Source organism: Burkholderia sp. LFS061 (assembly GCF_047978125.1).
In the GTDB taxonomy this organism is placed as follows: Bacteria; Pseudomonadota; Gammaproteobacteria; order Burkholderiales; family Burkholderiaceae; genus Burkholderia; species Burkholderia pyrrocinia_C.
Genome location: NZ_JBFPFS010000001.1, coordinates 93399 through 118760, shown reverse-complemented (window position 1 = coordinate 118760; position 25362 = coordinate 93399). Strand labels below are relative to the sequence as shown.

Sequence of the window (25362 nt, the reverse complement as noted above, 5' to 3'; positions counted from 1 at the left end):
TCAACGCGAGCGCGACGGCAGTTACCAATTTAGTCAATGTCAACGACGTACCCCGCAATGCTGTCGGCGTTGGGATAAGAACGTTTGCATACGCGGACGTTTCGTTCCATGGTTGTCAATTGATGGCTTTACTTCGTGGCGTAACGCGTGGATCGTTACACATCCATGCACAGCTACTTTTACATATCGGTGTAAATTCCACGATTACCTGATGAATTTTGACTGTGCCGTCGGGCCGTTTCTCCACCATTTCATCGGTAAATGTCTTTTTGTCGACGAAAATATTTTCGGCGCTGATGCCAAGTTTTCGTAGGTAAGATATCGTATTCTCGGCGCGTGCATCCTTTAGCTTCTCAATGTCTTTTTCGTGGATATAAGCGCCGGCAATTACGATTGCTTTAATTTTTACATCAGGCCATTTTTTGGCCTCAATAGCGCTATTCGCTATCGTCAATCTGTCTGCATTGGAAAATGTGGTTTTGTTGAATGGAAATTGCACCAGCGCTTCTTCGCCTATCGTACATGCAGTCGCAGCGCCGGACAGCATTGACGACAGCGCGAGAAGGTAGGCTGCAAAGCCGGATTTTAGTGGATTTCTGTTCATTATTTGACTATCTTGTCAAAGGTTGCAATGTAGCCGGTGATGCTGTCCGCGTTCGTGATGGCGAGATCTGGGTTCTGCATCGCAAATACTCGCATCCCAATTTCCGTGTCTCCATAGATGACGTCATCGGAATTGAATGTGTCGGTGTAGTGCGTACATTCGTGAATCAGAACCTTTATTTTTGCTGCATGGTACAGCTCGCCAAACGAATCGCTGCAAAATTTAGAATAGATGGCGATGAGCCGTTTATGGGAGTCGGGTTTGCATACGGCGGCATGATTTCGGCCGTTGTCCGGTACGACCGAGCAAGTTAGATTCTTGCTAACTCGGCTGTCCCATCGAACAATTTTTTCAGGAACCAGATCGTGCATCGCGGCAAGCAATCGTGGTAGTCCGGAAGATAACGTGCTGCGAATCTGTGCGTCAGCACGTCCAAAATAGATTGTGGCGCGCGCTTGTTCGTTCGCGTCCCATCGCGCTACCGCTGCAATCCGGTCTTTAATCAGCCTGACGGCCGCGTCGCGTGCGCGCATAACGGTCTCTGCGAACTGCTCATTGCTCATGTTTGGGCATATCGGCGTCGTGTTGATGTCGACATATACCTTAGAGCCGGGCGTCGTGTTTGTCGTGGCCGTGTTGTGTACCAACACGTAGTCGTCATCAGGATTCGGCATTTCCGTTCCTCGCAATCTCGAACTTGAGCGATTCCGCATGCGCGGATATAACACGCTGCGTATGGCCTGTTGCGTCTGTCTTGCCGGTAAATACCTTTCCGGATGATAAGCGAATCCGATAGCGGACATTCGCGAGCGGTCGTCCGCTATCTGCATCGCGCAACACGTATTGTTCGTCGTGGATGCTCGATGCCGGCGCGTGTCGCGTGGGCGCAAACACAGAGCGCGCGGCGAACGGGTTCGCCGCATTGCGGCCGCCGTCGCCACCGTAGAAGATTGTGCTGTCGCTACCCGCGATTAGTCGGTTTTGCCCGCATGGACAGAGTACGGCATCACCCTCGAGAGCAACACATCGGCCGTGGTGAATCATGCGCTGCGCACCGCCCACTATCGTGAATGTCCCCTCGCAATTTCCGCATGTCGCCTTGTCGCCATCCAGGGCTACCTGTTTGCCGTGATTGAACATCGTCGACGTAACGGCGATGACGATGCCGCCCGTTGTCGTCGGGTCGCCGTTCCTGACTGCTCGTCGGCTCATAGTCGTTTCCTCAATCGAAGTTGGTAAAGACCCAATCGGCTGACTCGGGGTCATAGATCGCGAATTGATTGATCGCAGCGCCTTCAACAACGATGGTCGATGGCATATGTGCCAGTGCTTCGGCCTCTGCATCGGCTATCTGATCAGCGGTCCACGTATCCATTGCGTCAAGCGTCTCGCTGAACCCGGATAGTCCGGCCCGTAGATACGCTGTTTCGATGCGTTCGACCACGCTATCGGGGAAGCGGATAGTGAAGTGGTCGCGATGTTCGACCGGTACATCGAAGGATGCAGACGTGTAGGTCATTAGCGGATGACCCGCATCGGAAACCACCAAGCGACCCTCGGTCGCTCCATAGGCATAGTTCACGGCGACCGACAGTCGGCCATGCTGTTTCATAAAACGACGGGTATCGACTTGCCGGAAATCGATTGGCCAAAAGTGATCGTCGCCGCGCACGAGTGCTCGGGAGCCCATGACTGCGTCAAGAGGCGAAAGGTATGTGCAAATGAACTGATCGCCAGTGCAGATCATTTGCATGTTGACGCTATACATTGAATCGGTTGCATTGGGCGAACGGATCTGCGTGGTATGTAGCTTCTGCACCATCGCGTAAATCGGGATCGAAGAGTGAAGAAAATACGGACAATCGGTGTGTTCTTTTCCTGTCATAGGCTCGGACATCCTATGTATGAACGAGCTATGGAAGGTCGCCGGTAACGATTGGTTTGTATATAGGACGAGTATGATTTATCGTTAGGAATACGACTAAAGATAAGATGAATTGCCGATCGGCAATGCTGAGGTGAAGGATGAACGATCGATCGAGTATGGACGTCCACGAACCGAACGGGATGGTATGCCGCAATCTCGGATCTGATCGTTTGCTGTCGGCACTGCATGTCCACAAGTGGATGCAACTTGGTTCATGGAGCGCCGACCCAACGCATTGGGGACTCGATATTCAGCGTGTGCGGCGGAATGGATCGACTGCGACTGCGACGACCTGGAGATGGGCATGCTGCGCCGCATCGACGAATCAATCGCAGCCAACGGTGTGCGCAACGCGGTCGTGATGGCGTTGTGTCCTGTTCACTCAATCGAGGTTCGCGCTGCGCTCGATGCCAGAGAGGTTGCGACTCCAAGCAGACTGCGAACGCATGGCCGATGTGATTGCGCCTGTCGTCGCGCCGGGCGACGGTGTATGCGATCAGGTGATGGACGCGGAATTTCTGCTTTCGGAAATTTCCGGGCTTGGACGGGCGGCGCTGATTGGCGCCGCCCGGATCCCCGGAGAACGCCTCCTCTCAAACGAAAATGCCGTTCAGTTGATTAACTGAACGGCATCAGGATTCAAGGCCGCATGATTTTTTACCGCGCAGCGCGCGGTTCACGCATGCAGCACATGCGTCGGAAACGCCGGGCTCGCACTGGCGGCACCCTGCGCGAGCGGCGCGACCTGCTTGCGGCGCTCCCTCGTCGGCGCGACGCCGAACGCGTCGCGATAGCTCTTGCTGAAGTGGCACGCCGACTGGAAGCCGCACGCCATCGTGATGTGCATGATCGACATGTCGGTCTGCAGCAGCAGCTCACGCGCGCGGCGCAGCCGCAGCGTCAGGTAGTAGTGCGTCGGCGTCATCCCGAGATGCTCGCGGAACAGGCGCTGCAGTTGCCGCTGCGACATGTTCGCAAGTCGCGCGAGCTCCTCGCGCGACAGCGGCTCCTCGATGTTGTTTTCCATCAGCGAGATCACTTCGAACAGCGACTTGTTCGCCGAGCCGAGGCGCGCGACGAGCGGCATGCGTTGCTGCGCGCTGGTGTCGCGCACGTGTTCGACGATGAACTGCTCGGCGATCTGCGTGACGCGCGCGGTGCCCACGCGCGCGGCGATCAGGTTCAGCATCATGTCGAGCGGCGCGACGCCGCCCGTGCACGTGATGCGGTCGCGGTCGATCACGAACAGTTCCTTCAGGAAGCGCGTATCCGGAAACTCTTCCTTCAGCGCCGACATGTTCTCCCAGTGGATTGCGCAAGCGTAGCCCGCGAGCAGCCCCGACTTCGCGAGCGCATAGGTGCCCGTGCACAGGCTGCCGAGCGGCAGCCCCATGCGCGCGAAGCGGCGCAGCGCCGACAGATGGATGGGCGTGGTCGCGCGCTGCACGTCGACGCCGCCGCACACGAACACGATGTCGGGCTGCCCGACGCATTCGGCCGGGCCCGTGTCGACCGTGAGGCCGTTGCTCGCCGTGACCGGGCCGCCTTCCGGGCTGATCACCGACCAGCGGTAGAGCGGCTGGCCGCTCAGATAGTTCGCCATCCGAAGCACCTCGATCGCATTGGTGAACGCGATCATCGTGAAGTTCGGTAAAGGCATGAACGCGAAGTGAGACAGCGACGCTGTGCGGTCGGGCGACATGGGGAGCGTTCCTTGAATCTCTAATAGCTTTATGCCCGGCGAGCACGGATCGGGCTGCGATATTGTGTGAGCGAGTGCAACAAGCGTGCCATACGGCTAAACCCTAGCTCCATACGTTGTCTGGGCGTAACGCCGATGCTGCACTGCACCGTATGCGGGACGCGCCGCACTCCCACCGGGCGGCACAGGCACTGCCGGAGTGCGTATCCATAGGTGAATGGCCGACGCCGTTTTTATCGGTCATCCGAAAAAGCACGACCGATCACTTGTATAAAACGGACGCGCATGGCGGAAAAGGCAAAGAACGCGTCTAAATTCATCAATCCGCCGAAAATCCGAACGACAAGAATAGAGCCGTCGGCAGCCTTGCACTGGACAAGCAGGAAACCCAGGCAGAGCGGGCCTTGAGCTTCGGTTTCAGCCCTTTATTCTTCGTCACGGACGCACTATGTCGAACACCCAGTCTTTCTTCTCGCAGCCCCTTGCCGAGCGCGACGCGCCGGTGCGCAGCGCCATCCTGAAGGAACTCGAGCGTCAGCAGTCGCAGGTCGAGCTGATCGCGTCGGAAAACATCGTGTCGCGCGCCGTGCTCGAAGCGCAGGGCTCGGTGTTGACCAACAAGTACGCGGAAGGCTATCCCGGCAAGCGCTACTACGGCGGCTGCGAATTCGCGGACGAAGTCGAGGCGCTCGCGATCGAACGCGTGAAGCAGATCTTCAACGCCGGTTATGCGAACGTGCAGCCGCACTCGGGTGCGCAGGCGAACGGCTCGGTGATGCTCGCGCTGGCCAAGCCGGGCGACACGGTGCTCGGCATGTCGCTCGATGCGGGCGGCCACCTGACGCACGGCGCGAAGCCGGCGCTGTCGGGCAAGTGGTTCAACGCCGTTCAGTACGGCGTGAACCGCGACACGATGCTGATCGATTACGACCAGGTCGAGGCACTCGCTCACGAGCACAAGCCGAACCTGATCATCGCCGGCTTCTCTGCGTATCCGCGTGCGCTCGACTTCGCGCGCTTCCGCGCGATCGCCGACAGCGTCGGCGCGAAGCTGATGGTCGACATGGCGCACATCGCGGGCGTGATCGCCGCGGGCCGCCATGCGAACCCGGTCGAGCACGCGCATGTCGTCACGTCGACCACGCACAAGACGCTGCGCGGCCCGCGCGGCGGCTTCGTGCTGACCAACGACGAGGACATCGCGAAGAAGATCAACTCGGCGGTGTTCCCCGGCCTGCAGGGCGGCCCGCTGATGCACGTGATCGCCGGCAAGGCGGTTGCGTTCGGCGAAGTGCTGCATGCGGACTTCAAGACCTACATCGACAACGTGCTCGCGAACGCGCAGGCGCTCGGCGAAGTGCTGAAGGCCGGCGGCGTCGATCTCGTCACGGGCGGCACCGACAACCACCTGCTGCTGGTCGACCTGCGCCCGAAGGGCCTGAAGGGCGCTCCGGTCGAACAGGCGCTGGAGCGCGCGGGCATCACATGTAACAAGAACGGCATTCCGTTCGACACCGAGAAGCCGACCGTCACGTCGGGCATCCGCCTCGGCACGCCGGCCGGCACGACGCGCGGCTTCGGCGTCGCGGAGTTCCGCGAAGTGGGCCGCCTGATCCTCGAAGTGTTCGACGCGCTGCGCGCGAACCCGGAAGGCGACCACGCGACCGAACAGCGCGTGCGCCGCGAAATCTTCGCGCTCTGCGAGCGCTTCCCGATTTACTGATCGACACCGACAAGACTCAAGCGAGAGGCAGATATGAGCACGCTGCATCAGGACAGCATCATCATCGACGGACTGAACATCTCGAAGTTCGAGAAGCCGGTGTTCGAAGACATGCGCAAGGGTGGCATCACGGCCGCGAACTGCACGGTGTCGGTTTGGGAGAACTTCACCAAGACCGTCGACAACATCGGCGTGATGAAGAAGAAGATCCGCGACAACGGCGAGCTGCTGACGCTGGTGCGCACGACGGACGACATCTTCCGCGCGAAGAAGGAAGGCAAGACCGGGATCATCCTGGGCTTCCAGAACGCGCATGCGTTCGAGGACAACCTCGGCTACATCGAGGCGTTCCACGACATGGGCGTGCGCGTCGTGCAGCTTTGCTACAACACGCAGAACCTGGTCGGCACGGGCTGCTACGAGCGCGACGGCGGGCTGTCGGACTTCGGCCGCGAAGTGATCACCGAGATGAACCGCGTCGGCATCATGGTCGACCTGTCGCATGTGGGCGGCAACACGTCGTCGGAAGCGATCGCGTTCTCGAAGAAGCCGGTGTGCTATTCGCACTGCCTGCCGTCGGGCCTGAAGGAGCATCCGCGCAACAAGAGCGACGAGCAGCTGAAGGAGATCGCCGATGCGGGCGGCTTTGTCGGCGTGACGATGTTCGCGCCGTTCCTGAAGCGCGGGATCGAGGCGACGATCGACGACTATATCGAGGCGATCGACTACGTCGTGAATCTGATCGGCGAAGACGCGGTCGGCATCGGCACGGACTTCACGCAGGATTTCGCGAAGGAATTCTTCGACATGCTGACGCATGACAAGGGTCGTTATCGCCAGCTGACGAACTTCGGCAAGGTGATCAACCCGGACGGCATCCGCACGATCGGCGAATTCCCGAACCTGACCGCGGCGATGGAACGCGCGGGCTGGAAGGAGTCGCGCATCCGCAAGATCATGGGCGAGAACTGGGTGCGCGTGTTCAAGGACGTGTGGGGCGCATAAGCGTCACGCCGGCCGGACAGCCCCCAGCGATTCAACAATAAAAATCGGGACGTGCCCGCGCAAGCCGCGCGGGCACGCGGACGATGTCATGCCTGCGCGCCGAGACGCGCGGCCATTTTCCTCACGGAGTCACCACGATGCAACCGCAACTGCCGATCAACGTCGATCCCGATACCGGCGTCTGGACCACCGACGCGCTGCCGATGCTGTACGTGCCGCGCCACTTCTTCACGAACAACCACGTCGCGGTCGAGGAAGCGCTCGGCGTCGAAGCGTATGCCGAGATTCTCTACAAGGCCGGCTACAAGTCCGCATACCACTGGTGCGACAAGGAAGCGAAGCTGCACGGCCTGACCGGCATGGCCGTGTTCGAGCACTACCTGAAGCGCCTGTCGCAGCGCGGCTGGGGCCTGTTCTCGATCATCGAAGCCGATCCGGCCAGCGCGCGCGCGAAGATCGAGCTGCGCCACTCGTCGTTCGTGCTCCAGCAGCCGGGCAAGGAAGGCAAGCTCTGCTACATGTTCGCCGGCTGGTTCGCCGGTGCGATGGACTGGGTCAACGACACGACGCCGGAAGGCAAGGGCGCGCCGCGCGCGCAATCGAAGGAAGTGCAGTGCGCGGCCGAGCATCACGACCACTGCGTCTTCGAAGTGTCGCCGATCGCGCATTGATGCCCTGATTCACCGACACCGAACAACACCCGCAACACGAGACATTCGAACGCCAGAGGTCGCCTGCGATGCGTTATCCCCACCTGTTCAAACCCATGCAGCTGAACCAGCTGACGCTGCGCAACCGGATCGTCAGCACCGCGCACGCCGAGGTGTATGCCGAGCCGGGCGGCCTGCCGGGCGACCGCTATATCCGCTACTACGAAGAAAAGGCGAAGGGTGGCGTCGGCCTCGCGATCTGCGGCGGGTCGAGCCCGGTGTCGATCGACAGCCCGCAGGGCTGGTGGAAATCGGTGAACCTGTCGAACGACAAGATCATCGATCCGCTCACGCGTCTCGCCGACACGATGCACAAGCACGGCGCGAAGATCATGATCCAGGCGACGCACATGGGCCGCCGTTCGTCGTTCCACGGCGAGCACTGGCCGCACCTGATGTCGCCGTCGGGCGTGCGCGAGCCGGTGCACCGCGGCAACGCGAAGATCATCGAGATCGAGGAAATCCGCCGGATCATCGGCGATTTCGCGGCAGCCGCGAAGCGCGTGAAGGCCGCCGGCATGGACGGCATCGAAATCTCGGCCGCTCACCAGCACCTGATCGACCAGTTCTGGAGCAAGCGCTCGAACCACCGCACCGACGAATGGGGCGGCAGCCTGGAGAACCGCCTGCGTTTCGGCATCGAGGTGCTGACGGCGGTGCGCGAGGCGGTCGGCAAGGATTTCTGCGTCGGCCTGCGCATGTGCGGCGACGAATTCCACGAGGACGGCCTCGATCACGAGGCGCTGAAGGAAATCGCGCAGGCGATGTCGGAGACGGGCCTGATCGACTACCTGAGCGTGGTCGGTTCGGGTGGCGACACGCACAACACGATCGCCAACTGCATGCCGCCGATGGCATTGCCGCCGGAGCCGTTCGTGCACCTCGCGGCAGGCATCAAGTCGGTCGTGAAGATTCCGGTGATGCACGCGCAGAGCATCCGCGATGCGGGCCAGGCCGAGCGCCTGCTCGCGAACGGCATGATCGACCTGGTCGGCATGACGCGCGCGCAGATCGCCGATCCGCACATGGTGATCAAGATCCGCGACGGCCGCGAGGACGAAATCAAGCAGTGCGTCGGCGCGAACTACTGTATCGACCGCCAGTACAACGGCCTCGACGTGCTGTGCATTCAAAACGCCGCGACGTCGCGCGAAGCGACGATGCCGCACATCATCGAGAAGTCGCGCGGCCCGAAGCGCAAGGTGGTGGTGGTGGGCGCCGGCCCGGCCGGCCTCGAGGCGGCGCGCGTCGCGAAGCTGCGCGGCCACGACGTCGTGCTGTTCGAGAAGAACGCGGAAGTGGGCGGCCAGGTGATGATCGCCGCGAAGGCGCCGCAGCGCGAACAGATGTCGGGGATCATCCGCTGGTTCGACATGGAAACCAAGCGCCTGGGCGTCGATCGCCGCCTCGGCGTCGCCGCCGACGAGAAGATGATCATGGCCGAGAAGCCGGACATCGTCGTGCTGGCGACGGGCGGTTCGAGCTTCACGTGGCAGGTGCCGGGCTGGGGCGTGGCCGAGGGCCTGGCCGTCAGCTCGTGGGACATCCTGACCGGCAAGGTCGAGCCGAAGCAGAACGTGCTGCTGTTCGACGGCGTGAGTACCCATGCGGGCGCGGGCGTGGCCGACTTCATGGCGAGCCGCGGCTCGAAGGTCGAGGTCGTCACGCCGGACGTGAAGGTGGCCGACGATTGCGGCGGCACGACGTTCCCGATCTTCTATCGCCGCCTGTACGCGCTCGGCGTGATCCCCACGCCGAACACGATGCTCGATCGTGTCTATGAAGAAGACGGCAAGAAGATCGCCGTGCTGCGCAACGAGTACACCGAGGAACTGGAAGAGCGCGCGGTCGACCAGGTGGTGATCGAGAACGGTTCGTCGCCGAACGACGAGCTGTACTGGAAGCTCAAGCCGGAATCGCTGAACCGCGGCCAGATCGATCCGCACACGCTGTTTGCGGCCGAGCCGCAGCCGTGCCTGTCGGAAGAGCTCGGCAACGGCCGTTTCCTGCTGTTCCGTGTCGGCGATTGCATCTCGATGCACAACGTCCACGGCGCGATCTACGACTCGCTGCGTCTCGTGAAGGATTTCTGAAGATGAATCCGTCCCTCCTCATTACCGCACTGTTGTGGCTGTCGGTGGCGGGGCTCGCGTTCGCGGTCGCGAAGCGTTCGTCCTACTGGCGTCTCGGCCGGGCCACGGCGCCCGGCTCGTTCGGCGTCGCGAACCTGTTCGCGATTCCGAAGCGTTATTTCGTCGACCTGCACCATGTGGTCGCCCGCGATCCGTACATCGCGAAGACCCACGTCGCGACCGCCGGCGGCGCGATCGGCGCGCTCGCGCTGGTGTTCGTCAACTACGGTCTTGCGATCTATTCGCCGTGGCTCGACAAGCTGATCTTCCTCGCGGCGCTCGCGATGCTGGTCGGCGCGGTGTTCGTGTGGCGCCGTCGCGCGGCCAAGGACGTGCCCGCCCGCCTGTCGCGCGGCCCGTGGAATACGCTGCCCTGGCTGCTCGGTTCGTTCGCGCTCGGCCTCGTGCTGTTCATGCTGGTGCCGACCGGCGCGATGTCGGGCGCGTTCGCGGTGCTCTGCGCGCTGCTGATCGGCATCGGCGCATTCACGATGACGGTCGGCGCCGCGAAGGGCGGCCCGATGAAGCATGCGATCGCCGGCCTGCTGCACCTCGCCTTCCACCCGCGCCAGGAGCGCTTCGCGACCACGCGCGAGTCGTTCACGGGCAACGGCACGGCCACGCCGCCGACCGCGCTGAAGCTGCCGGATATCGAGCATCAGGAGTACGGTGTTGCGAAGCCGGTCGAATTCCGCTGGAATCAGCTGCTGAGCTTCGACGCGTGCGTGCAGTGCGGCAAGTGCGAAGCCGCGTGCCCCGCGTTCGCGTCGGGCCAGCCGCTGAACCCGAAGAAGCTGATCCAGGATCTCGTGGTCGGCATGGCCGGCGGCACCGATGCGGCGTACGCGGGCAGTCCGACTCCGGGCCTCGCGGTCGGCCAGCATCGCGGCGAGCCGAACGGTCCGATCGTGTCGGGCCTGATCGAAGAACAGACGCTGTGGTCGTGCACGACCTGCCGCGCGTGCGTGCAGGAATGCCCGATGCTGATCGAACACGTCGACGCGATCGTCGACATGCGCCGCAACCGCACGCTCGTGCACGGCTCGGTGCCGGGCAAGGGCCAGGAAGTACTGGCGAACCTGCGCGAGACGGGCACGATGGGCGGCTACGACACGGCCGCGCGCTACGACTGGTCGGTCGACCTGAGTGCGCCCGTCGCGCAGCCGGGCAAGCCGGTCGACGTGCTGTTCGTCGCGGGCGAAGGCGCGTTCGACATGCGCTACCAGCGCACGCTGCGCGCGTTCGTCAAGGTGCTGAACAAGGCGGGCGTCGACTACGCGGTGCTCGGCTCGACCGAGACCGACACGGGCGACGTCGCGCGCCGGCTCGGCGACGAGGCGACGTTCCAGCAGATGGCGAAGCGCCTGATCGGCACGCTCGGCACGCTGTCGTACAAGCAGATCGTGACGGCCGATCCGCACGTGATGCACAGCCTGCGCAACGAATACCGTGCGCTCGGGCTGCGCGTGACGGTCAAGCACCACACGACCTATCTCGCCGAACTGGCCGACAGCGGCAAGATCGCGCCGAAGGCCGTCGAAGCGCTGCGCGAGAAGCGCACCACGTATCACGACCCGTGCTACCTCGGCCGCTATAACGGCGAGACGGAAGCACCGCGCAAGCTGCTGAAGACGATCGGCATCCAGGTCGTCGAGATGGAGCGCAACGGCATGCGCGGCCGCTGCTGCGGCGGTGGCGGCGGTGCGCCGCTGACCGATATCCCCGGCAAGCAGCGCATTCCGGACATCCGCATCGCCGACGCACGCACGATCGGCGCGGACGTGGTCGCGGTTGCGTGCCCGAACTGCACGGCGATGCTCGAAGGCGTCGTGGGCCCGCGCCCCGACGTGCTCGACGTGGCCGAACTCGTTGCCGCCTCGCTGGAGTGAATCGATGAATACGATCAAACGAATCGATCCGCGCCGGCCGTTCATCATCACGGCCGCGGGCCTGAAGCGCATCACGCTCGGCGAGGAAGGCAGCGCCGACGCGAGCGCCGCGCACTGGTCCGCGCACGGCCACGCGGCTGCCGCGAAGCCGCGCCGCGCGGTGCAGGAGCCGAAGCACACGATGCTGGTGGTCGCGCACGGCGAACGCGGCGCGCTCGACGAGCATGCACGGCAGGCGATTGCTGCCGCAGCATTGCTCGCCGATGCACAGACCGAAGTCGCGCTGCTCGCATTCGGCGAATTGAAGGACGACGTGGCCGAACTCGGCGTCGACAAGCTGGTTGAACTCGCCGGCTTCGATCGCCGCGCATTCGACCCTGAAAGCGAATTGCAAGCGTTGCAGGCGTGTGTTGCAGCACTCGCGCCGAAGCACGTGTTCGTGCCCGACAACGCGACGGGCGACGGCGATCTCGGCCGGCGTTACGCGGCGGTCGCCGGCGCGAGCGTCGCGACCCACGTGGTCGAGATCGACGCGAAGCATGTCGGCGCGTATGCGCAGGCCGGCCGCGCGTTCGCGACGCGCGGGCTGCCCGACGTGATCCTGCTCGCGCAGAACGCGGTCGACGCGAAGCTGCCGTTCGTCGGGGCGGGCGAACGCCTGGCCGCCGATTTCATCCGCCCGGCCCATGATGCCGCGCAGCCGTATCGCGATCTCGGCCTCGAGGAAATCGATGCGGCGCGGGTCGCGCTCGAGGAAGCCGATTTCATCGTATCGGCAGGCAACGGCGTGTCCGACATCGGCGCGTTCGAGCGGCTGGCCGGTGTGTTCGGCGCGGCGATCGGCGCGAGCCGTGTCGCGGTCGACAACGGCCACTTCACTCGCGACAAGCAGGTCGGCGCGACCGGCAAGACGGTCGAGGCGAGCGTGTATATCGCGTTCGGCATCTCGGGCGCGGTGCAGCATCTGCAGGGGATCAAGGACTGCCGCCACGTGATCGCGGTGAACCTCGACGGCAGCGCGCCGATCGCGAAGCGCGCGAACCTGACGGTGGTCGGCGATGCACAGGCGACGATCGCCGCGCTGATCGAACAGGTGCAGGCCGCGCGGGTCGCGCGCGGACAATCGCCGGCAGCGGTCGGCAACCGTGAACCGGAAGGAGTCGCAGCATGAACGCCCCTCGCCAGTTGCAACGCATCGCGGTGCTCGTGTCCGTCGGCCGGCACCCGGTCAGCGGCGTCGCGCGCTACAGCCGCAACGACGCGGCTGCGCTCGAAACAGGCCGCCAGCTTGCGGAACGGCATCGCGCGCAGCTCGACGTGATCCACGCAGGCGACCCCGCGAACGCGGCGCTTGCCGAATATCTCGCGCTCGGCGCGCGGGAGGTCGAAGTGCTGGCCTGCCGCGACGGCGACGATGCCGTGCACGCGCTCGCCGCGCGCGTCGAAGGCTACGACCTCGTGCTGACCGGCACGCGCGCCGAGGGCGCGTACGACACCGGGATGCTGCCGTATCGCATCGCCGCAGCGCTCGGTTATCCGCTGGTCGGCTCGGCCGTCGACGTGACGGTCGAAGGCGGTCGTGCAGCCGTGCGGCAATTTTTGCCGAAGGGGCTGCGGCGCCGTGTCGACGCCGCGCTGCCGGCCGTCGTCGCCGTCCATCCGCTCGCCAATGCCGAGCCGCGCTACGCGTATGCGCGGCTGCGTGCCGGCGCGATCCGGCCGGCGCTCGCGGCGCCCGGCGCGGACGCCGACGCGGCAGCGTGGACGGTCGGTCCGGTCGAGCGTAAACCCGTAAAACTGGTCGCCGCCGAGAAGCGCTCCGGGCATGCCCGGATGCTGTCCGCGACGACCACCGAAAGCCGTGGCGGCAACGTCGTAAATGAAGGGAGTTCGGTCGAAAAAGCACAAGTGATCCTCGCGTATTTGCGCGAGCATCAGCTCATCGACTACTGATTTTGATGCCTGTCGGCAAGAACCCAGGGATGCAAGGAATCCGGAGCAAACGATGAAAGTATCGGCAGACATTCGTGCACTGATCGAGCGGCGCAAGGTAGGGCACAGCCTCGACGCACCGTTTTACACGAGCGAGGAAATTTTCGCGCTCGACATGGAGGCGATTTTCCGCCAGCACTGGATCCAGGTGGCGGTCGAGCCGGACATTCCCGAGCCAGGCGACTACTTGACCGTGGAACTGGGGAGCGATTCGATCCTGATCGTGCGCGACGACGACATGGCGATCCGCGCGTTCCACAACGTATGCCGTCACCGCGGCGCGCGCCTGTGCAACGAGGACAAAGGCTCGGTCGGCAACATCGTGTGTCCGTACCACAGCTGGACCTACAACCTGACGGGCCAACTGATGTTCGCCGAGCACATGGGCGAGCAGTTCGACCGCTGCAAGCACAGCCTGAAGTCGGTGCACGTCGAGAACCTCGCGGGCCTGATCTTCATCTGCCTCGCCGAGGAGCCGCCGGTCGACTTCGCGAAGATGCGCGCCGAGATGGAGCCGTACCTGCTGCCGCACGACCTGCCGAGCACGAAGATCGCCGCGCAGATCGACATCATCGAGGAAGGCAACTGGAAGCTCACGATGGAGAACAACCGCGAGTGCTATCACTGCGTCGCGAACCATCCGGAGCTGACGATCTCGCTGTACGAATACGGCTTCGGCTACCAGCGTTCCGACGCCAACGCCGAGGGCATGGACGCGTTTGCGGAGACGTGCGTCCGGCGCGGGAAGGAATGGGCCGAGATGGGCCTGCCGTCCGCCGAGATCGAGAAGCTGCTCGACGTGACGGGCTTCCGCACGCAGCGCCTGCCGCTCGACCGCAGCGGCGAATCGCAGACGCTCGATGCGAAGGTCGCGTCGAAGAAGCTGCTTGGTGGATTCGAGAAGGCCGATCTCGGCGGGCTGTCGTTCTGGACGCAGCCGAACTCGTGGCACCACTTCATGAGCGATCACATCGTGACGTTCTCGGTGATCCCGCTGTCGGCCGGCAAGACGCTCGTGCGCACGAAATGGCTCGTGCACAAGGACGCGAAGGAAGGCATCGACTACGACGTGAAGAACCTCACGGCCGTGTGGAACGCGACCAACGACCAGGATCGCGCGCTCGTCGAATTCTCGCAGCGCGGCGCGAACAGCAGCGCGTACGAGCCGGGCCCGTATTCGCCGTACACGGAAGGTCTCGTCGAAAAATTCTCGGCCTGGTACATCGGCCGGCTCGCCGAAAAAACCGGCGAATAGTATCCAGCAGCGAACAAGCGGAGCAAGACATGATGCGAGATGCGGCCAATTTCGAGCCGACGGACAGCCGGGTGACACGCCCGGCGTTCTGGAACGCTCTTCCTGAGCGCTGGACGAGCGACGTCGAGGAAACGCTGGTGTGCTGCCAGGTGCGGCAGGAAACGCACGACGTGAAGAGTTTCTTCTTCCGTTCGCCGCAGGGTCGCGCGTTCTCGTTCGAACCCGGGCAGTTCCTCACGCTCGAGCTCGACATCGACGGCGAAACGATCAACCGCTGCTACACGATCTCGTCGTCGCCGGCGCGGCCGCACACGGTGTCGATCACGGTCAAGCGCGTGCCGGGTGGCAAGGTGTCGAACTGGCTGCACGACAACCTGCAGCCGGGCGCATCGGTGCGGGTGCTCGGCCCGGCCGGCGAATTCACGTGCGCGCGGCATCCGGCGCGCAAGTACCTGTTCCTGTCGGCCGGCTCGGGCGTCACGCCGCTGATGTCGATGAGCCGCGCACACCATGATCTCGCGGAAGACCGCGACATCCTGTTCGTGCACAGCGCGCGTACGCCGGACGACATCATCTTCGCGCGCGAGCTCGACCTGATCGCGTCGAATCACACGAATTTCCGCACGTCGTTCGTCGTCGAGCGCGTCGGCGCGCGCACGAACTGGCCGGGCGTCACGGGCTTCCTGACGCTGCCGCTGCTGAAGCTGATCGCACCGGATTTCATGGAGCGCGAAATCTTCACGTGCGGCCCCGCGCCGTACATGAAGGCCGTGCGCGACCTGCTCGACGAAGCCGGTTTCGATCGCAAGCAGTATCACGAGGAGAGCTTCTCGTTCGAAACGCTCGCGCAGACCGCGAGCGACGAGCTGCTCGCCGATCTCGCGCCGCCGGCCGAAGGCGGCGACGCCGGGACGAAGCAGTACACGGTCAGCTTCGCGAAGAGCAACCGCGAGATCGCGTGCGGCTCGGAGCAGCATGTGCTCGACGCGGCGCGCCAGTCGGGCGTGCGGCTGCCGGCCTCGTGCACGCAGGGCATGTGCGGCACCTGCAAGGTGAAGCTCGTGTCGGGGCAGGTCGAGATGAAACACAACGGCGGTATCCGCCAACGCGAGATCGATCAGGGCATGGTGCTGCTGTGCTGCAGCAAGCCGCTGTCCGATCTCGTGATCGACAAGTAGTCAAATCGCGCCATCGGCTGTCCGGGCGCGTCGCGTCCGGACAAGCATCCGTCGGAAAACAACGATACCGCGGATTTGTGGTTGAAGAACCTAGAGAGGCAACGCGCACAAGCGCATATCAAGGAGATCGACCATGAAGTTGTTCGGAAAACTGTTGTGGACCGGCGCACTGTCGGCAATGGTGGCATTGAGTGCGTCCGCGCTTGCCGATACGAAGCCGACGCTGAAGATCGGCTATGTCGAAGGCTGGGACGACAGCGTCGCGACGTCGAACGTCGCGGCCCGCGTCATCGAGAAGAAGCTCGGCTACCAGGTCCAGCTCGTGCCGGTCGCCGCCGGGATCATGTGGCAGGGCGTCGCGCGCGGCGATCTCGACGCGACGCTGTCCGCATGGCTGCCGGTCACGCACGGCTCGTACTGGGATGAGTACAAGGCCAAGGTCGTCGACCTCGGCGCGAACTTCCCGGATGCGAAGATCGGCCTGATCGTGCCCGCGTACGTGAAGGCGAAGAGCATCGACGACCTGAACGCGGAGAAGGCCAGTTTCGGCGGCCGGATCGTCGGCATCGACGCGGGCGCCGGCGTGATGCGCAAGACCGACGAAGCGATCAAGAGCTACGGGCTGAACTACACGCTGATGCCGAGCTCGGGCAGCGCGATGACGGCCGAGCTGTCGCGTTCGGTCAACGCGAACAAGCCGGTCATCGTGACCGGCTGGGCGCCGCACTGGATGTTCGCGAAGTGGAAGCTGCGCTTCCTCGAGGATCCGAAGAAGGTGTTCGGTGGCGCGGAGCACGTCGACAGCGTCGCGAATCCGGGCCTCGAAACGAAGGCCAAGCCGGTCGTCGCGTTCCTGAAGAAATTCCAGTGGAAGCCGGGTGAAATCGACAGCGTGATGCTGGCGATCCAGAACGGTTCGAAGCCGGAAGCGGCCGCCGACGCGTGGATCGCGGCGCATGCCGACCGCGTGAATTCGTGGACGGAAGGCGCACAGTAAGCACCAAGATCTTTGTCATACGAAGCACCATAAAAAATACGCCGGGAATGGAATGCAGGAATCCGAAATAATCGTGAATTCATGCAGCCATATCCCGGTTTTCTTTTACTGATTCTGCAAAAAAGCCCGTAAGTTGTTACACTACGGCCCTTGTGCAGAGTCATCACAGGAGGAATTGGATGAGTCAAGCAGGACTGCGTGCGAACAGCACCAGTGATGTTGAGGCAACGATCTCACATGATTCGACGGGCCACACGCTGCATCGTGGCCTGACTTGGAAAGACGCATTCTGGGTAACGAGCGGCGTGCCGGCAGGCGTGCTGTTCACGATCGGCGGCGTATGCGCGACGATCGGCCAGCCCGCGTGGGCGATCTGGATCGCCGCGATCACGATGGGGCTGATCCAAAGCGCGACTTATGCGGAAATATCGGGGCTATTTCCTCATAAATCGGGCGGCGCGTCGGTGTATGGCGCGATCGGCTGGGTCCGTTACAGCAAGCTGATTGCCCCGGTGTCCGTGTGGTGCAACTGGCTCGCGTGGTCGCCGATGCTTGCGCTCGGCTGCGGTCTCGCGGCGAGCTATGCACTCACGAGTCTCTTCCCCGCCGACGCGGCGGTGCTGCATTGGCAGCTCAAGTTAGCGGACCTGAGCTTTATCAAGCCTGGTCTGTCCCTGCGGATCAACGCGACGTTCATCATCGCGACAATCCTGCTTCTCATCACGTTCAAGCTTCAGCACAGCGGTGCATCGAAGGCCGCGCGCACGCAGCGCATCCTCGGCATCGCGTCGCTCACGCCGCTGTTGATCGTCGGCATCGTGCCGTTCGTCACCGGTGACGTACCGATGTCGAACCTGCTCCCGCTGCTGCCGCCCGGTCACGACGCGCAAGGCAATCTCACGGCCGCGACCTTCGGTTCGTGGAACGGGCAGGGCGTCACGATGGCGCTCGGTGCGATGTTCATGGCCGGCTGGGCGTCGTACGGCTTCGAGACGGCTGTCTGCTACACGCGCGAATTTCGCGATCCGCGCCGTGACACCGCGAAGGCGATCTTCTGGTCGGGTGCGCTGTGTCTCGTCGTGATGACGCTCGTGCCGCTGGCGTTCCAGGGTGCACTCGGCACGCAGGCGATGCTCGATCCGGCGATCGGCGACGGCACCGGCGTCGCGGCCGCGATGGCGAAGATCGTCGGCGGCGGCGCGTGGGTCGCGAATGCGGTCGTCGTGATGCTGATGCTGTCGATCCTGCTGATCGTGATGACGTCGATGATGGGCTCGTCGCGCACGCTGTACCAGGCATCGGTGGACGGCTGGCTGCCGAAGTACCTGTCGCACGTGAACGAGCACGGCTCGCCCACGCGCGCGATGTGGACCGATCTCGGCTTCAACCTCGTGTTGCTGATGATGTCGGACTACATGACGGTGCTGTCGATCTCGAACGTCTGCTACATGCTGTTCGTATTCCTGAATCTTCAGTCGGGCTGGATCCACCGGATGGATCGCGGCAACTGGGATCGGCCGTTCCGCTGCCCGACATGGCTGCTCGTCGGCGGCGCGATCTGCGGCTATGCGAACCTCGTGTATGTCGGCGCGGGTGCGAACCTGCAGGGCGAGGGCACGCTGCGTAATGGCCTGATCGCGATGCTGCTGATCGTGCCGGTGTTTCTCTATCGCCACTACTGGCAGGATCGCGGCCGGTTCCCGGCGCAGATGCAGCGCGACATGGAGCTCGAGGTGCCGAAGCGCAGCATGTGGCTGAATCTGGTGCCTTACGCGGCGCTGACCGGCGCGGGGTTGACGATCTGGTTGTCGTATTACCTTGCGTGGGTGAAGTGACGAAGTAATGCGCGTATCGCCGCGCGCGATGGTCCCGGAAACCGCACACGGGGCCGTCGCGTGAAGCGTCAGACGCAATGCGATTGCAAAATGGCCCGACCGGTACGCCGGTCGGGCCATTTTTCGTTTTCTTCGCGTTCGAACGAACGCGCCGCCCTCTTACGAAAACACCACCGTCCGATCCCCGTTCAAAAACACCCGCCGCTCGATAAACGCCTTCACCGCGCGCGCAAGCGTGATGCTTTCGACGTCGCGCCCCACCGCCAGCAATTGCTCCGGACGCAGCGCGTGATCCACACGCTCGACGACCTGCTCGATGATCGGGCCTTCGTCGAGATCGTCGGTGACGAAGTGCGCGGTCGCGCCGATCAGTTTCACGCCGCGCGCATGCGCCTGGTGATACGGCTTCGCGCCCTTGAAGCCGGGCAGGAACGAGTGATGGATGTTGATCGCGCGGTTCGCGAGCTTCGCGCTCGTCTCCTGCGACAGCACCTGCATGTAGCGCGCGAGGATCACGAGTTCGGCGCCGCTCGATTCGAAGAAGTCGAGCCACTGCGCTTCCTGCTGCGCCTTCGTGTCGGCCGTGATCGGGAAGTGCCGGAACGGCAGCCCGTGCTGCGCGGCCATCGGCTCGAAATCGGGGTGGTTCGACACGATGCCGACGATGTCCATCTTCAGTTCGCCCATCCGCCAGCGGAACAGCAGGTCCGCGAGGCAGTGCTCGAGCTTCGACACCATGATCAGCACCTTCGGCCGCGCGTTCACGTCGTGGATCGCCCATTGCATGTCGCCGCCGAGGCCGGCCGCGATCGGCGCGAATTCCTGGCGCAGCGCGTCGATCTGCAGCGTTTCATCCGTCGGATGAAAGACGCAGCGCACGAAGAAGCGGTTGCTGAGATCGTCGTCGAACACGTTCAGCGCATCGACATAGCAGCGATGGCGATCGAGAAAGCCGACGACGGCGGCGACCTGGCCGGCCGCGCTCGAGCACGACAGTGTCAGGACGAATTGATCGGGGCGGTGCTCGGCGGTCATGAGAATCCTCGGATGGCATGGGGCGCACGGCCGTGCGGCAGCGCACCAAAGCGCCGCGCCGCGCGGGTTGCGGGAGACTCAAGTAAATCAGGACGATTTTGGGGAGGATAGAACCAACGCGCCGTGTGGCTGGTATCGGCGCGCCAGCGCGCGGGGAGCAGGCGCGCTTCGTCAGGCGCTTGCGCACGCGTCGAGCAGCCAGCGCCGGAACACGTGGGTTGCGTCCGGCTCGGGCCGCTGCGGCGGCCGCACCAGGAAGTAGCCGCGCGACGTGACGACGGGCGCGTCGATGAGCTTCACGAGCTGGCCGGACGCGACGAGCTCGTCGACGAGCGGCGACCAGCCGAGCGCGACGCCTTCGCCGAGCAGCGCTGCGTGGATCACGAGCGCGTAGCTGTTGAAGGTCACGCCGCGCGCGGCGGCCGCCATGTCGAGGCCGTGCGCGTCGAACCAGCCGGGCCACGACAGCCAACGCTCGGGGCGCGTCGGCTGCACGTGTAGCAGCGGCAGCGCGAGCAGTTGGTCGGCCCGCGCGACGTGCGGATGCGCGTCGCGGAACGCGGGCGAGCACACGGGCGTGACGGATTCCGGAAAGAGCCGCGCGGCCGTGCACGACGGCCAGTGGCCGTCGCCGAACAGGATCGCGATGTCGCCGTGGTCGCGCTGCGCGTCGTAATCCTGTGACGTGACGACGCGCACGTCGACATCCGGCATCACGCGCTTCAGGCCCGCCAGGCGCGGCATCAGCCAGTAGGTCGCGAAGCCGAAGTCGGTGACGATCGTGAGCGCGCCGTGCTCGCGGCGCGCTCGCAGCGTCGCGGTGGCGCCGCGCAGCGTGTCGAGGCTCAGCCGCACGGCTTCGTACAGGCACTGGCCGTCGGCCGTCAGCGTGACGCCGCGCGGGCTGCGCTCGAACAGCGGCACACCGAGTTCGGCCTCGAGCTGGAACACCTGCTGGCTCACGGCCGGCTGCGTCGAGCCGAGCTCGCGCGCGGCGGCCGTGAAGCTCGCGAGCCGGGCGGCCGATTCGAACGCGCGCAGCGCCTGCATCGACGGTAACGGTTCGGATTTCGACATAAGTCCTTCTAATGGCCCCATAAGGGCAGGACGCCTTCCCGCCCGGATTCGGGCGGGCGATAGTGCATCGGACGGTACGGCAGACGCGCTTCACGGCCGCCGCGCCAGGCCTTTCCGCGATTCTAGCCAGTCGCGGCGGGCATGCGCGGCACTTTCTTCGGGCCGCCTCCGCCATGCCGGACGTCTCGCCGCCAAAGCGGCGCGCCGTTCCATTCGAACACCGATTTCCCCACGACCGCCGATGACGAACCCAACACCCAACATCCTGATCCTGATGGCCGACCAGCTCACGCCGTTCGCGCTGCCGGCATACGGCAATCGCGTCGCGCGCACGCCGACGCTCGACCGGCTCGCCGCGCAAGGCGTGGTATTCGACGCCGCGTATTGCGCGAGCCCGCTGTGTGCGCCGTCCCGTTTCTCGCTGCTGACCGGCAAGCTGCCGTCGGGGATCGGCGCCTACGATAACGCCGCCGAATTGCCGGCGCAAACGCTGACGTTCGCGCACTACCTGCGCGCGGGCGGCTACCGGACGATGCTGTCCGGCAAGATGCATTTCTGCGGGCCCGACCAGTTGCACGGCTTCGAGGAGCGGCTCACGACCGACATCTATCCGGCCGATTTCGGCTGGGTGCCCGACTGGGACAACCCGGCGGAGCGGCCGAGTTGGTATCACAACATGAGCTCGGTGCTCGACGCGGGCCCGTGCGTGCGCACGAACCAGCTCGATTTCGACGACGAAGTCACGTTCGCCGCGAAGCAGAAGCTGTACGACGTCGCGCGCGAACGCGCGGCCGGGCATGACGCGCGGCCGTTCTGCATGGTCGTGTCGCTGACCCATCCGCACGACCCGTATGCGATCACGCGCGAATACTGGGATCTGTATCGCGACGACGAGATCGACATGCCGGCCGTGCGGCTCGATGCAGCGGACAGCGACCCGCATTCGCAGCGGCTGCGCTTCGTCTGCGAGAACGACCGCACGCCGCCGACCGATGCGCAGATCCGCGCCGCGCGCCGCGCGTACTACGGCGCAACCTCCTACGTCGACACGCAGTTCGGCAGCGTGCTGGCCGCGCTCGAGCAGTGCGGGTTCGCCGACGACACGATCGTGATCGTCACGTCCGACCACGGCGACATGCTCGGCGAGCGCGGGCTCTGGTACAAGATGACGTTCTTCGAAGGCGGCTGCCGCGTGCCGCTGATCGTCCATGCGCCGAGCCGCTTCGGCGCCGCGCGCGTGCGCGGGCCGGTGTCGCACGTCGACCTGCTGCCGACGCTCGTCGACCTGGCTGGCGCCGCGCCCGCCGGCGGCTGGCCTGACCCGGTCGACGGCGCAAGCCTCGTGCCGCACCTGCACGGCACGCCCGCTCACGATGTCGCGCTCGGCGAATACCTGGCGGAAGGCGCGGTCGCGCCGGTCGTGATGATCCGCCGCGGCGACTGGAAGTACGTGCATTGCCCGGCCGATCCCGACCAGCTCTACAACCTCGCCGACGATCCGCGCGAGTTGACGAACCTGGCCGGCTCGCCGGAAGCCACCGGTGTGCTCGCGGCGTTCCGCGTTGAAGCCGCGCAGCGCTGGAACCTGCCCGAGCTGGACCGGCAGGTGCGCGCGAGCCAGCGGCGCCGGCGCTTCCATTACGCGGCGGCGACGCAGGGTCGCATCCACGCGTGGGACTGGCAGCCGTTCACCGACGCGAGCCAGCGTTACATGCGCAATCACATCGAACTCGACACGCTCGAGGCGATGGCGCGTTTTCCGCGGGTCGGGCGCTGAGCGTCCCGCATCGCGAACATTGATGAACGACGGAGGAAGCGGACGATGGAACGGCAATGCAATGCAGCAATCCGGATCGGCGCGGCGCTCGCCGCGGCCGCCTGCCTGATGGTGGCGCAGGGCGCGCACGCGGCCGACCCGCAGACATGCAGCGACGTGAAAATGGCGGCGCCCGGCTGGACCGACATCGACGCGACGAACGCGATGGCGGGCGTCGTGCTGAAGGCGCTCGGCTATCGGCAGGACGTGGCGAACCTGTCCGTGCCGATCACGTACCAGGGGCTCAAGAAAGGGCAGGTCGACGTGTTCCTCGGCAACTGGATGCCCGCGCAGGCGCCGCTCGTGAAGCCGTTCGTCGATGACAAATCGATCGACGTGCTGCACGCGAACCTGAGCGGCGCGAAGTTCACGCTTGCGGTGCCCGACTACGTCGCGGCCGCGGGCGTGCATACGTTCGCCGATCTCGCGCGCTATGCAGACCGCTTCGGCGGCAAGATCTACGGGATCGAGCCCGGCGCGCCCGCGAACCAGAACATCAAGCGGATGCTGTCCGACCACGCGCTCGGTACGGCGAACTGGTCGCTCGTCGAATCGAGCGAGACGGGCATGCTCACGCAGGTCGAGCGCGCGGTGCGCGACAAGCGCTGGATCGTGTTTCTCGCGTGGGAGCCGCATTTGATGAACACGAAGTTCCATCTGACCTACCTGTCGGGCGGCGACGCGTACTTCGGTCCGAACTACGGCGGCGCGACGGTCAACACAGTCACGCGCGCCGGGTTTGCCGGCCAGTGCGCGAACCTTGCGCGGCTGTTCCGGCAGATGACGTTCTCCGTCGACGTCGAGAACCGGATGATCGCCGACATGCTCGACAACAAAACGTCGCCCGCGCTCGCGGCGCAACACGCGCTGAAGGCCGACCCGGCGCTGGTCGCCGGCTGGCTGGATGGCGTGACGACGGCCGCCGGCGCACCGGGCCTGCCGGCCGTGCGAGCGGCCCTCGACGGCCGCTGACCCCGCCTCCGGGCGGCCGGTTTTTGCCGTGCCGCCCGTCTACGTGTTTTCCCGACCCGTCGCATCGTGACCATTTAGTGTCGCCTTCAGACGGGTGACCCGAAATATGGGTTTGTATTTTTCGGCAATGGCTGCGTTATTGCGAAAAACGAAATACCGAAGCCAGCGGGCGTACTGAATTCGAATCCACCGGCGTATCGCGGCACGCGCCGGGACGAGATTCTTTCCATCGAATGGTTCAGGGAGGGTGGTCGATAATGAAGCACACGAAAGTCGCCGTAGCCGCCGCGCTTGCATGCGCGGCCTGTATTCCCGCCATTGGCCATGCGCAGAGCAGCGTGACGCTGTACGGGATTCTCGATGCGGGCATCACGTACGTGAACAACACCGGCGGCTCGCACGTGGTCAAGTTCGACGACGGCGTCTCGTACGGGAACCGCTTCGGCCTGAAGGGCACGGAAGACCTGGGCGGCGGCCTGAAGGCCGTGTTCGCCCTCGAGAGCGGCTTCCACCTCGGCAACGGGCAGCTCGGCTTCGGCGGCGCGGAGTTCGGCCGGCAGGCGTATGTCGGCCTGCAGAACGACTGGGGCACGCTGTCGTTCGGCAACCAGCTCGACATCACGAACGAACTCGTGTCGATCTACAACATCTCGGCGTGGGGCAGCGGTTATGCGATCCACCAGGGCGACTTCGACCGCTTCAACGGCGACCGCCTGCCGAATTCGGTGAAGTTCCTGTCGAACGACCTCAGCGGCTTCAAGTTCGGCGCGATGTACTCGTTCGGCAACGTCGCGGGCAATTTCCACCGCAACAGCGCATGGAGCGCGGGCGCGAGCTTCACGAAGGGCGACTTCTCGATCGGCGCCGCGTACACGCGCCTGAACAACCCGAACGGCATCTATGCGTTCGACCCGTACGCGATGATCGGCACGCACACGTTCCTCGGCCAGCAGACCGTCACCGTCGATCCGGCGACCGGCGCGCGCACCGACCTGTTCGCGAACACGCCGATGGACGTCGACAGCCAGGGCACGTTCGGCATCGGCTCGAGCTACACGATCGGCAAGCTGACGCTCGACGCCAACTTCTCGTACACGACGATCAAGGGTTTCGGCCAGTCGTCGCACATGCAGGTGTATGAAGGCGGCGGCTTGTACCAGTTCACGCCGGCGCTGAGCCTGATCGCGGGCTACCAGCATACGCGTTTCGAAGGCCATCACTGGAACCAGGGCACGGCGGGCCTGCACTACCTGCTGTCGAAGCGCACCGACGTATATATCTCCGGCGATTACCTGCGCGCGTCGCACGGCGTCGATGCGGTGGTCGGCTACAGCTTCACGCCGTCGACGACGCAGACGCAGGCCGACGTGCGGATCGGGATGCGGCATTCGTTCTGAGCGGGGTGGTTTGGAGCAGCGACGTCTTCAGCGAGGTCTCTCTTTGGCGCGAACTGCGGTTCGCGCTTTTTTTTGTTTCTTCGCGGATTTCCGGGGATGTCGCTGTTCGACCGAGG

The 25362-nt window shown here is 64.3% G+C and carries 22 protein-coding genes; 15 read left to right on the top strand and 7 right to left on the bottom strand.

Features of this window, described 5'->3' with window-relative positions; all coding sequences use genetic code 11:
- Nucleotides 1–115: 115 nt before the first annotated feature.
- Genes ACNQQL_RS00570 through ACNQQL_RS00555 form a run of 4 tightly spaced genes read right to left on the bottom strand, consistent with a single transcriptional unit; the run spans nucleotide 116 to nucleotide 2489 of the window.
- The gene (locus ACNQQL_RS00570) at nucleotides 116–604 is read right to left on the bottom strand and encodes a hypothetical protein (RefSeq protein WP_347062841.1); all 489 of its coding nucleotides are present in this window, start codon (nucleotides 602–604) and stop codon (nucleotides 116–118) included.
- A complete protein-coding gene (locus ACNQQL_RS00565) occupies nucleotides 604–1278 on the bottom strand; it encodes a M35 family metallo-endopeptidase (protein WP_347062840.1) in 675 nt (224 codons plus the stop codon). Before ACNQQL_RS00565 ends, ACNQQL_RS00570 begins: the two co-directional genes overlap by 1 nt.
- Complete coding sequence (locus tag ACNQQL_RS00560) at nucleotides 1265–1816, bottom strand: PAAR domain-containing protein (RefSeq protein WP_347062839.1); 552 nt, start codon at nucleotides 1814–1816, stop codon at nucleotides 1265–1267. The genes ACNQQL_RS00565 and ACNQQL_RS00560 overlap by 14 nt, the downstream gene beginning before the upstream one ends.
- 10 nt (nucleotides 1817–1826) lie before the next feature.
- A complete protein-coding gene (locus ACNQQL_RS00555) occupies nucleotides 1827–2489 on the bottom strand; it encodes a hypothetical protein (protein WP_347062838.1) in 663 nt (220 codons plus the stop codon).
- Between the two features lie 488 nt (nucleotides 2490–2977).
- On the opposite strand from ACNQQL_RS00555, the gene ACNQQL_RS00550 reads away from it, so the two are divergent.
- Complete coding sequence (locus ACNQQL_RS00550) at nucleotides 2978–3157, top strand: hypothetical protein (RefSeq protein WP_146120860.1); 180 nt, start codon at nucleotides 2978–2980, stop codon at nucleotides 3155–3157.
- 50 nt (nucleotides 3158–3207) lie between these two features.
- On the opposite strand, the gene ACNQQL_RS00545 is transcribed toward ACNQQL_RS00550, so the two are convergent.
- Entirely contained in the window at nucleotides 3208–4233 is a 1026-nt protein-coding gene (locus ACNQQL_RS00545) for a GlxA family transcriptional regulator (protein WP_347062837.1), read from the bottom strand.
- Nucleotides 4234–4681: 448 nt separating this feature from the next.
- Between ACNQQL_RS00545 and ACNQQL_RS00540 the strand changes: the two genes are divergently transcribed.
- The 11 genes from ACNQQL_RS00540 to ACNQQL_RS00490 all read left to right on the top strand — a co-directional run bounded on the left by ACNQQL_RS00540 (nucleotide 4682) and on the right by ACNQQL_RS00490 (nucleotide 18949).
- Nucleotides 4682–5956 carry a serine hydroxymethyltransferase gene (locus ACNQQL_RS00540; RefSeq protein WP_072441970.1) on the top strand — a complete coding sequence of 425 codons (1275 nt, stop codon included), beginning with the start codon at nucleotides 4682–4684 and terminating at the stop codon, nucleotides 5954–5956.
- A gap of 33 nt (nucleotides 5957–5989) precedes the next feature.
- Nucleotides 5990–6961, top strand: a complete 972-nt coding sequence (locus tag ACNQQL_RS00535) for a dipeptidase (protein WP_174417596.1) — start codon at nucleotides 5990–5992, stop codon at nucleotides 6959–6961.
- Between the two features lie 137 nt (nucleotides 6962–7098).
- The gene (locus ACNQQL_RS00530) at nucleotides 7099–7632 is read left to right on the top strand and encodes a DUF5943 domain-containing protein (protein ID WP_006488993.1); all 534 of its coding nucleotides are present in this window, start codon (nucleotides 7099–7101) and stop codon (nucleotides 7630–7632) included.
- A 68-nt stretch (nucleotides 7633–7700) separates the two neighbouring features.
- Nucleotides 7701–9764 (top strand): NADH:flavin oxidoreductase, encoded by a 2064-nt coding sequence (locus ACNQQL_RS00525; RefSeq protein WP_034180747.1) that lies wholly within the window; start codon nucleotides 7701–7703, stop codon nucleotides 9762–9764.
- 2 nt (nucleotides 9765–9766) lie between these two features.
- On the top strand, nucleotides 9767–11692 hold the full coding sequence (locus ACNQQL_RS00520) for a (Fe-S)-binding protein (protein ID WP_072441966.1): 1926 nt from the start codon (nucleotides 9767–9769) through the stop codon (nucleotides 11690–11692).
- A gap of 4 nt (nucleotides 11693–11696) precedes the next feature.
- Nucleotides 11697–12863 carry an electron transfer flavoprotein subunit alpha/FixB family protein gene (locus ACNQQL_RS00515; protein ID WP_204421807.1) on the top strand — a complete coding sequence of 389 codons (1167 nt, stop codon included), beginning with the start codon at nucleotides 11697–11699 and terminating at the stop codon, nucleotides 12861–12863.
- Complete coding sequence (locus tag ACNQQL_RS00510; protein WP_072441962.1) at nucleotides 12860–13645, top strand: electron transfer flavoprotein subunit beta/FixA family protein; 786 nt, start codon at nucleotides 12860–12862, stop codon at nucleotides 13643–13645. The genes ACNQQL_RS00515 and ACNQQL_RS00510 overlap by 4 nt, the downstream gene beginning before the upstream one ends.
- A gap of 52 nt (nucleotides 13646–13697) precedes the next feature.
- Nucleotides 13698–14939: an aromatic ring-hydroxylating oxygenase subunit alpha gene (locus ACNQQL_RS00505; protein WP_034180743.1), complete on the top strand. Its 1242-nt coding sequence runs from the start codon at nucleotides 13698–13700 to the stop codon at nucleotides 14937–14939.
- Nucleotides 14940–14968: 29 nt separating this feature from the next.
- Nucleotides 14969–16117 carry a hybrid-cluster NAD(P)-dependent oxidoreductase gene (locus ACNQQL_RS00500; RefSeq protein WP_072441960.1) on the top strand — a complete coding sequence of 383 codons (1149 nt, stop codon included), beginning with the start codon at nucleotides 14969–14971 and terminating at the stop codon, nucleotides 16115–16117.
- A 133-nt stretch (nucleotides 16118–16250) separates the two neighbouring features.
- Nucleotides 16251–17114 (top strand): glycine betaine ABC transporter substrate-binding protein, encoded by an 864-nt coding sequence (locus ACNQQL_RS00495; protein WP_072441958.1) that lies wholly within the window; start codon nucleotides 16251–16253, stop codon nucleotides 17112–17114.
- Between the two features lie 179 nt (nucleotides 17115–17293).
- Entirely contained in the window at nucleotides 17294–18949 is a 1656-nt protein-coding gene (locus tag ACNQQL_RS00490) for an APC family permease (RefSeq protein WP_347062836.1), read from the top strand.
- A gap of 159 nt (nucleotides 18950–19108) precedes the next feature.
- Here ACNQQL_RS00490 and purU read toward each other — a convergent pair whose 3' ends face one another.
- A complete protein-coding gene (gene purU / locus ACNQQL_RS00485; RefSeq protein WP_072441954.1) occupies nucleotides 19109–19984 on the bottom strand; it encodes a formyltetrahydrofolate deformylase in 876 nt (291 codons plus the stop codon).
- A gap of 171 nt (nucleotides 19985–20155) precedes the next feature.
- Entirely contained in the window at nucleotides 20156–21061 is a 906-nt protein-coding gene (locus ACNQQL_RS00480; protein ID WP_347062835.1) for a choline sulfate utilization transcriptional regulator, read from the bottom strand.
- Nucleotides 21062–21302: 241 nt separating this feature from the next.
- Here ACNQQL_RS00480 and betC point away from each other — a divergent pair, with 241 nt between their 5' ends.
- From betC to ACNQQL_RS00465, 3 genes are all read left to right on the top strand, one after another.
- Nucleotides 21303–22838, top strand: a complete 1536-nt coding sequence (gene betC / locus ACNQQL_RS00475; RefSeq protein ID WP_347062834.1) for a choline-sulfatase — start codon at nucleotides 21303–21305, stop codon at nucleotides 22836–22838.
- 45 nt (nucleotides 22839–22883) lie between these two features.
- Nucleotides 22884–23849 carry a choline ABC transporter substrate-binding protein gene (choX, locus tag ACNQQL_RS00470; RefSeq protein ID WP_347062833.1) on the top strand — a complete coding sequence of 322 codons (966 nt, stop codon included), beginning with the start codon at nucleotides 22884–22886 and terminating at the stop codon, nucleotides 23847–23849.
- A gap of 257 nt (nucleotides 23850–24106) precedes the next feature.
- On the top strand, nucleotides 24107–25246 hold the full coding sequence (locus ACNQQL_RS00465) for a porin (protein ID WP_034180735.1): 1140 nt from the start codon (nucleotides 24107–24109) through the stop codon (nucleotides 25244–25246).
- Nucleotides 25247–25362: the final 116 nt, after the last annotated feature.

What these genes read in the sequence shown, in the direction of transcription:
- betC (WP_347062834.1), top strand. Translation starts at nt 21,303, where the DNA reads ATGACGAACCCAACACCCAACATCCTGATCCTGATGGCCGACCAGCTC.
- ACNQQL_RS00530 (WP_006488993.1), top strand. Translation starts at nt 7,099, where the DNA reads ATGCAACCGCAACTGCCGATCAACGTCGATCCCGATACCGGCGTCTGG.
- ACNQQL_RS00515 (WP_204421807.1), top strand. Translation starts at nt 11,697, where the DNA reads ATGAATACGATCAAACGAATCGATCCGCGCCGGCCGTTCATCATCACG.
- ACNQQL_RS00520 (WP_072441966.1), top strand. Translation starts at nt 9,767, where the DNA reads ATGAATCCGTCCCTCCTCATTACCGCACTGTTGTGGCTGTCGGTGGCG.
- ACNQQL_RS00565 (WP_347062840.1), bottom strand. Translation starts at nt 1,278, where the DNA reads ATGCCGAATCCTGATGACGACTACGTGTTGGTACACAACACGGCCACG.
- ACNQQL_RS00570 (WP_347062841.1), bottom strand. Translation starts at nt 604, where the DNA reads ATGAACAGAAATCCACTAAAATCCGGCTTTGCAGCCTACCTTCTCGCG.
- ACNQQL_RS00550 (WP_146120860.1), top strand. Translation starts at nt 2,978, where the DNA reads ATGGCCGATGTGATTGCGCCTGTCGTCGCGCCGGGCGACGGTGTATGC.
- ACNQQL_RS00535 (WP_174417596.1), top strand. Translation starts at nt 5,990, where the DNA reads ATGAGCACGCTGCATCAGGACAGCATCATCATCGACGGACTGAACATC.
- ACNQQL_RS00480 (WP_347062835.1), bottom strand. Translation starts at nt 21,061, where the DNA reads ATGTCGAAATCCGAACCGTTACCGTCGATGCAGGCGCTGCGCGCGTTC.
- ACNQQL_RS00465 (WP_034180735.1), top strand. Translation starts at nt 24,107, where the DNA reads ATGAAGCACACGAAAGTCGCCGTAGCCGCCGCGCTTGCATGCGCGGCC.
- ACNQQL_RS00540 (WP_072441970.1), top strand. Translation starts at nt 4,682, where the DNA reads ATGTCGAACACCCAGTCTTTCTTCTCGCAGCCCCTTGCCGAGCGCGAC.
- ACNQQL_RS00555 (WP_347062838.1), bottom strand. Translation starts at nt 2,489, where the DNA reads ATGACAGGAAAAGAACACACCGATTGTCCGTATTTTCTTCACTCTTCG.
- purU (WP_072441954.1), bottom strand. Translation starts at nt 19,984, where the DNA reads ATGACCGCCGAGCACCGCCCCGATCAATTCGTCCTGACACTGTCGTGC.
- ACNQQL_RS00560 (WP_347062839.1), bottom strand. Translation starts at nt 1,816, where the DNA reads ATGAGCCGACGAGCAGTCAGGAACGGCGACCCGACGACAACGGGCGGC.
- ACNQQL_RS00510 (WP_072441962.1), top strand. Translation starts at nt 12,860, where the DNA reads ATGAACGCCCCTCGCCAGTTGCAACGCATCGCGGTGCTCGTGTCCGTC.
- ACNQQL_RS00495 (WP_072441958.1), top strand. Translation starts at nt 16,251, where the DNA reads ATGAAGTTGTTCGGAAAACTGTTGTGGACCGGCGCACTGTCGGCAATG.
- choX (WP_347062833.1), top strand. Translation starts at nt 22,884, where the DNA reads ATGGAACGGCAATGCAATGCAGCAATCCGGATCGGCGCGGCGCTCGCC.
- ACNQQL_RS00490 (WP_347062836.1), top strand. Translation starts at nt 17,294, where the DNA reads ATGAGTCAAGCAGGACTGCGTGCGAACAGCACCAGTGATGTTGAGGCA.
- ACNQQL_RS00525 (WP_034180747.1), top strand. Translation starts at nt 7,701, where the DNA reads ATGCGTTATCCCCACCTGTTCAAACCCATGCAGCTGAACCAGCTGACG.
- ACNQQL_RS00500 (WP_072441960.1), top strand. Translation starts at nt 14,969, where the DNA reads ATGATGCGAGATGCGGCCAATTTCGAGCCGACGGACAGCCGGGTGACA.
- ACNQQL_RS00505 (WP_034180743.1), top strand. Translation starts at nt 13,698, where the DNA reads ATGAAAGTATCGGCAGACATTCGTGCACTGATCGAGCGGCGCAAGGTA.
- ACNQQL_RS00545 (WP_347062837.1), bottom strand. Translation starts at nt 4,233, where the DNA reads ATGTCGCCCGACCGCACAGCGTCGCTGTCTCACTTCGCGTTCATGCCT.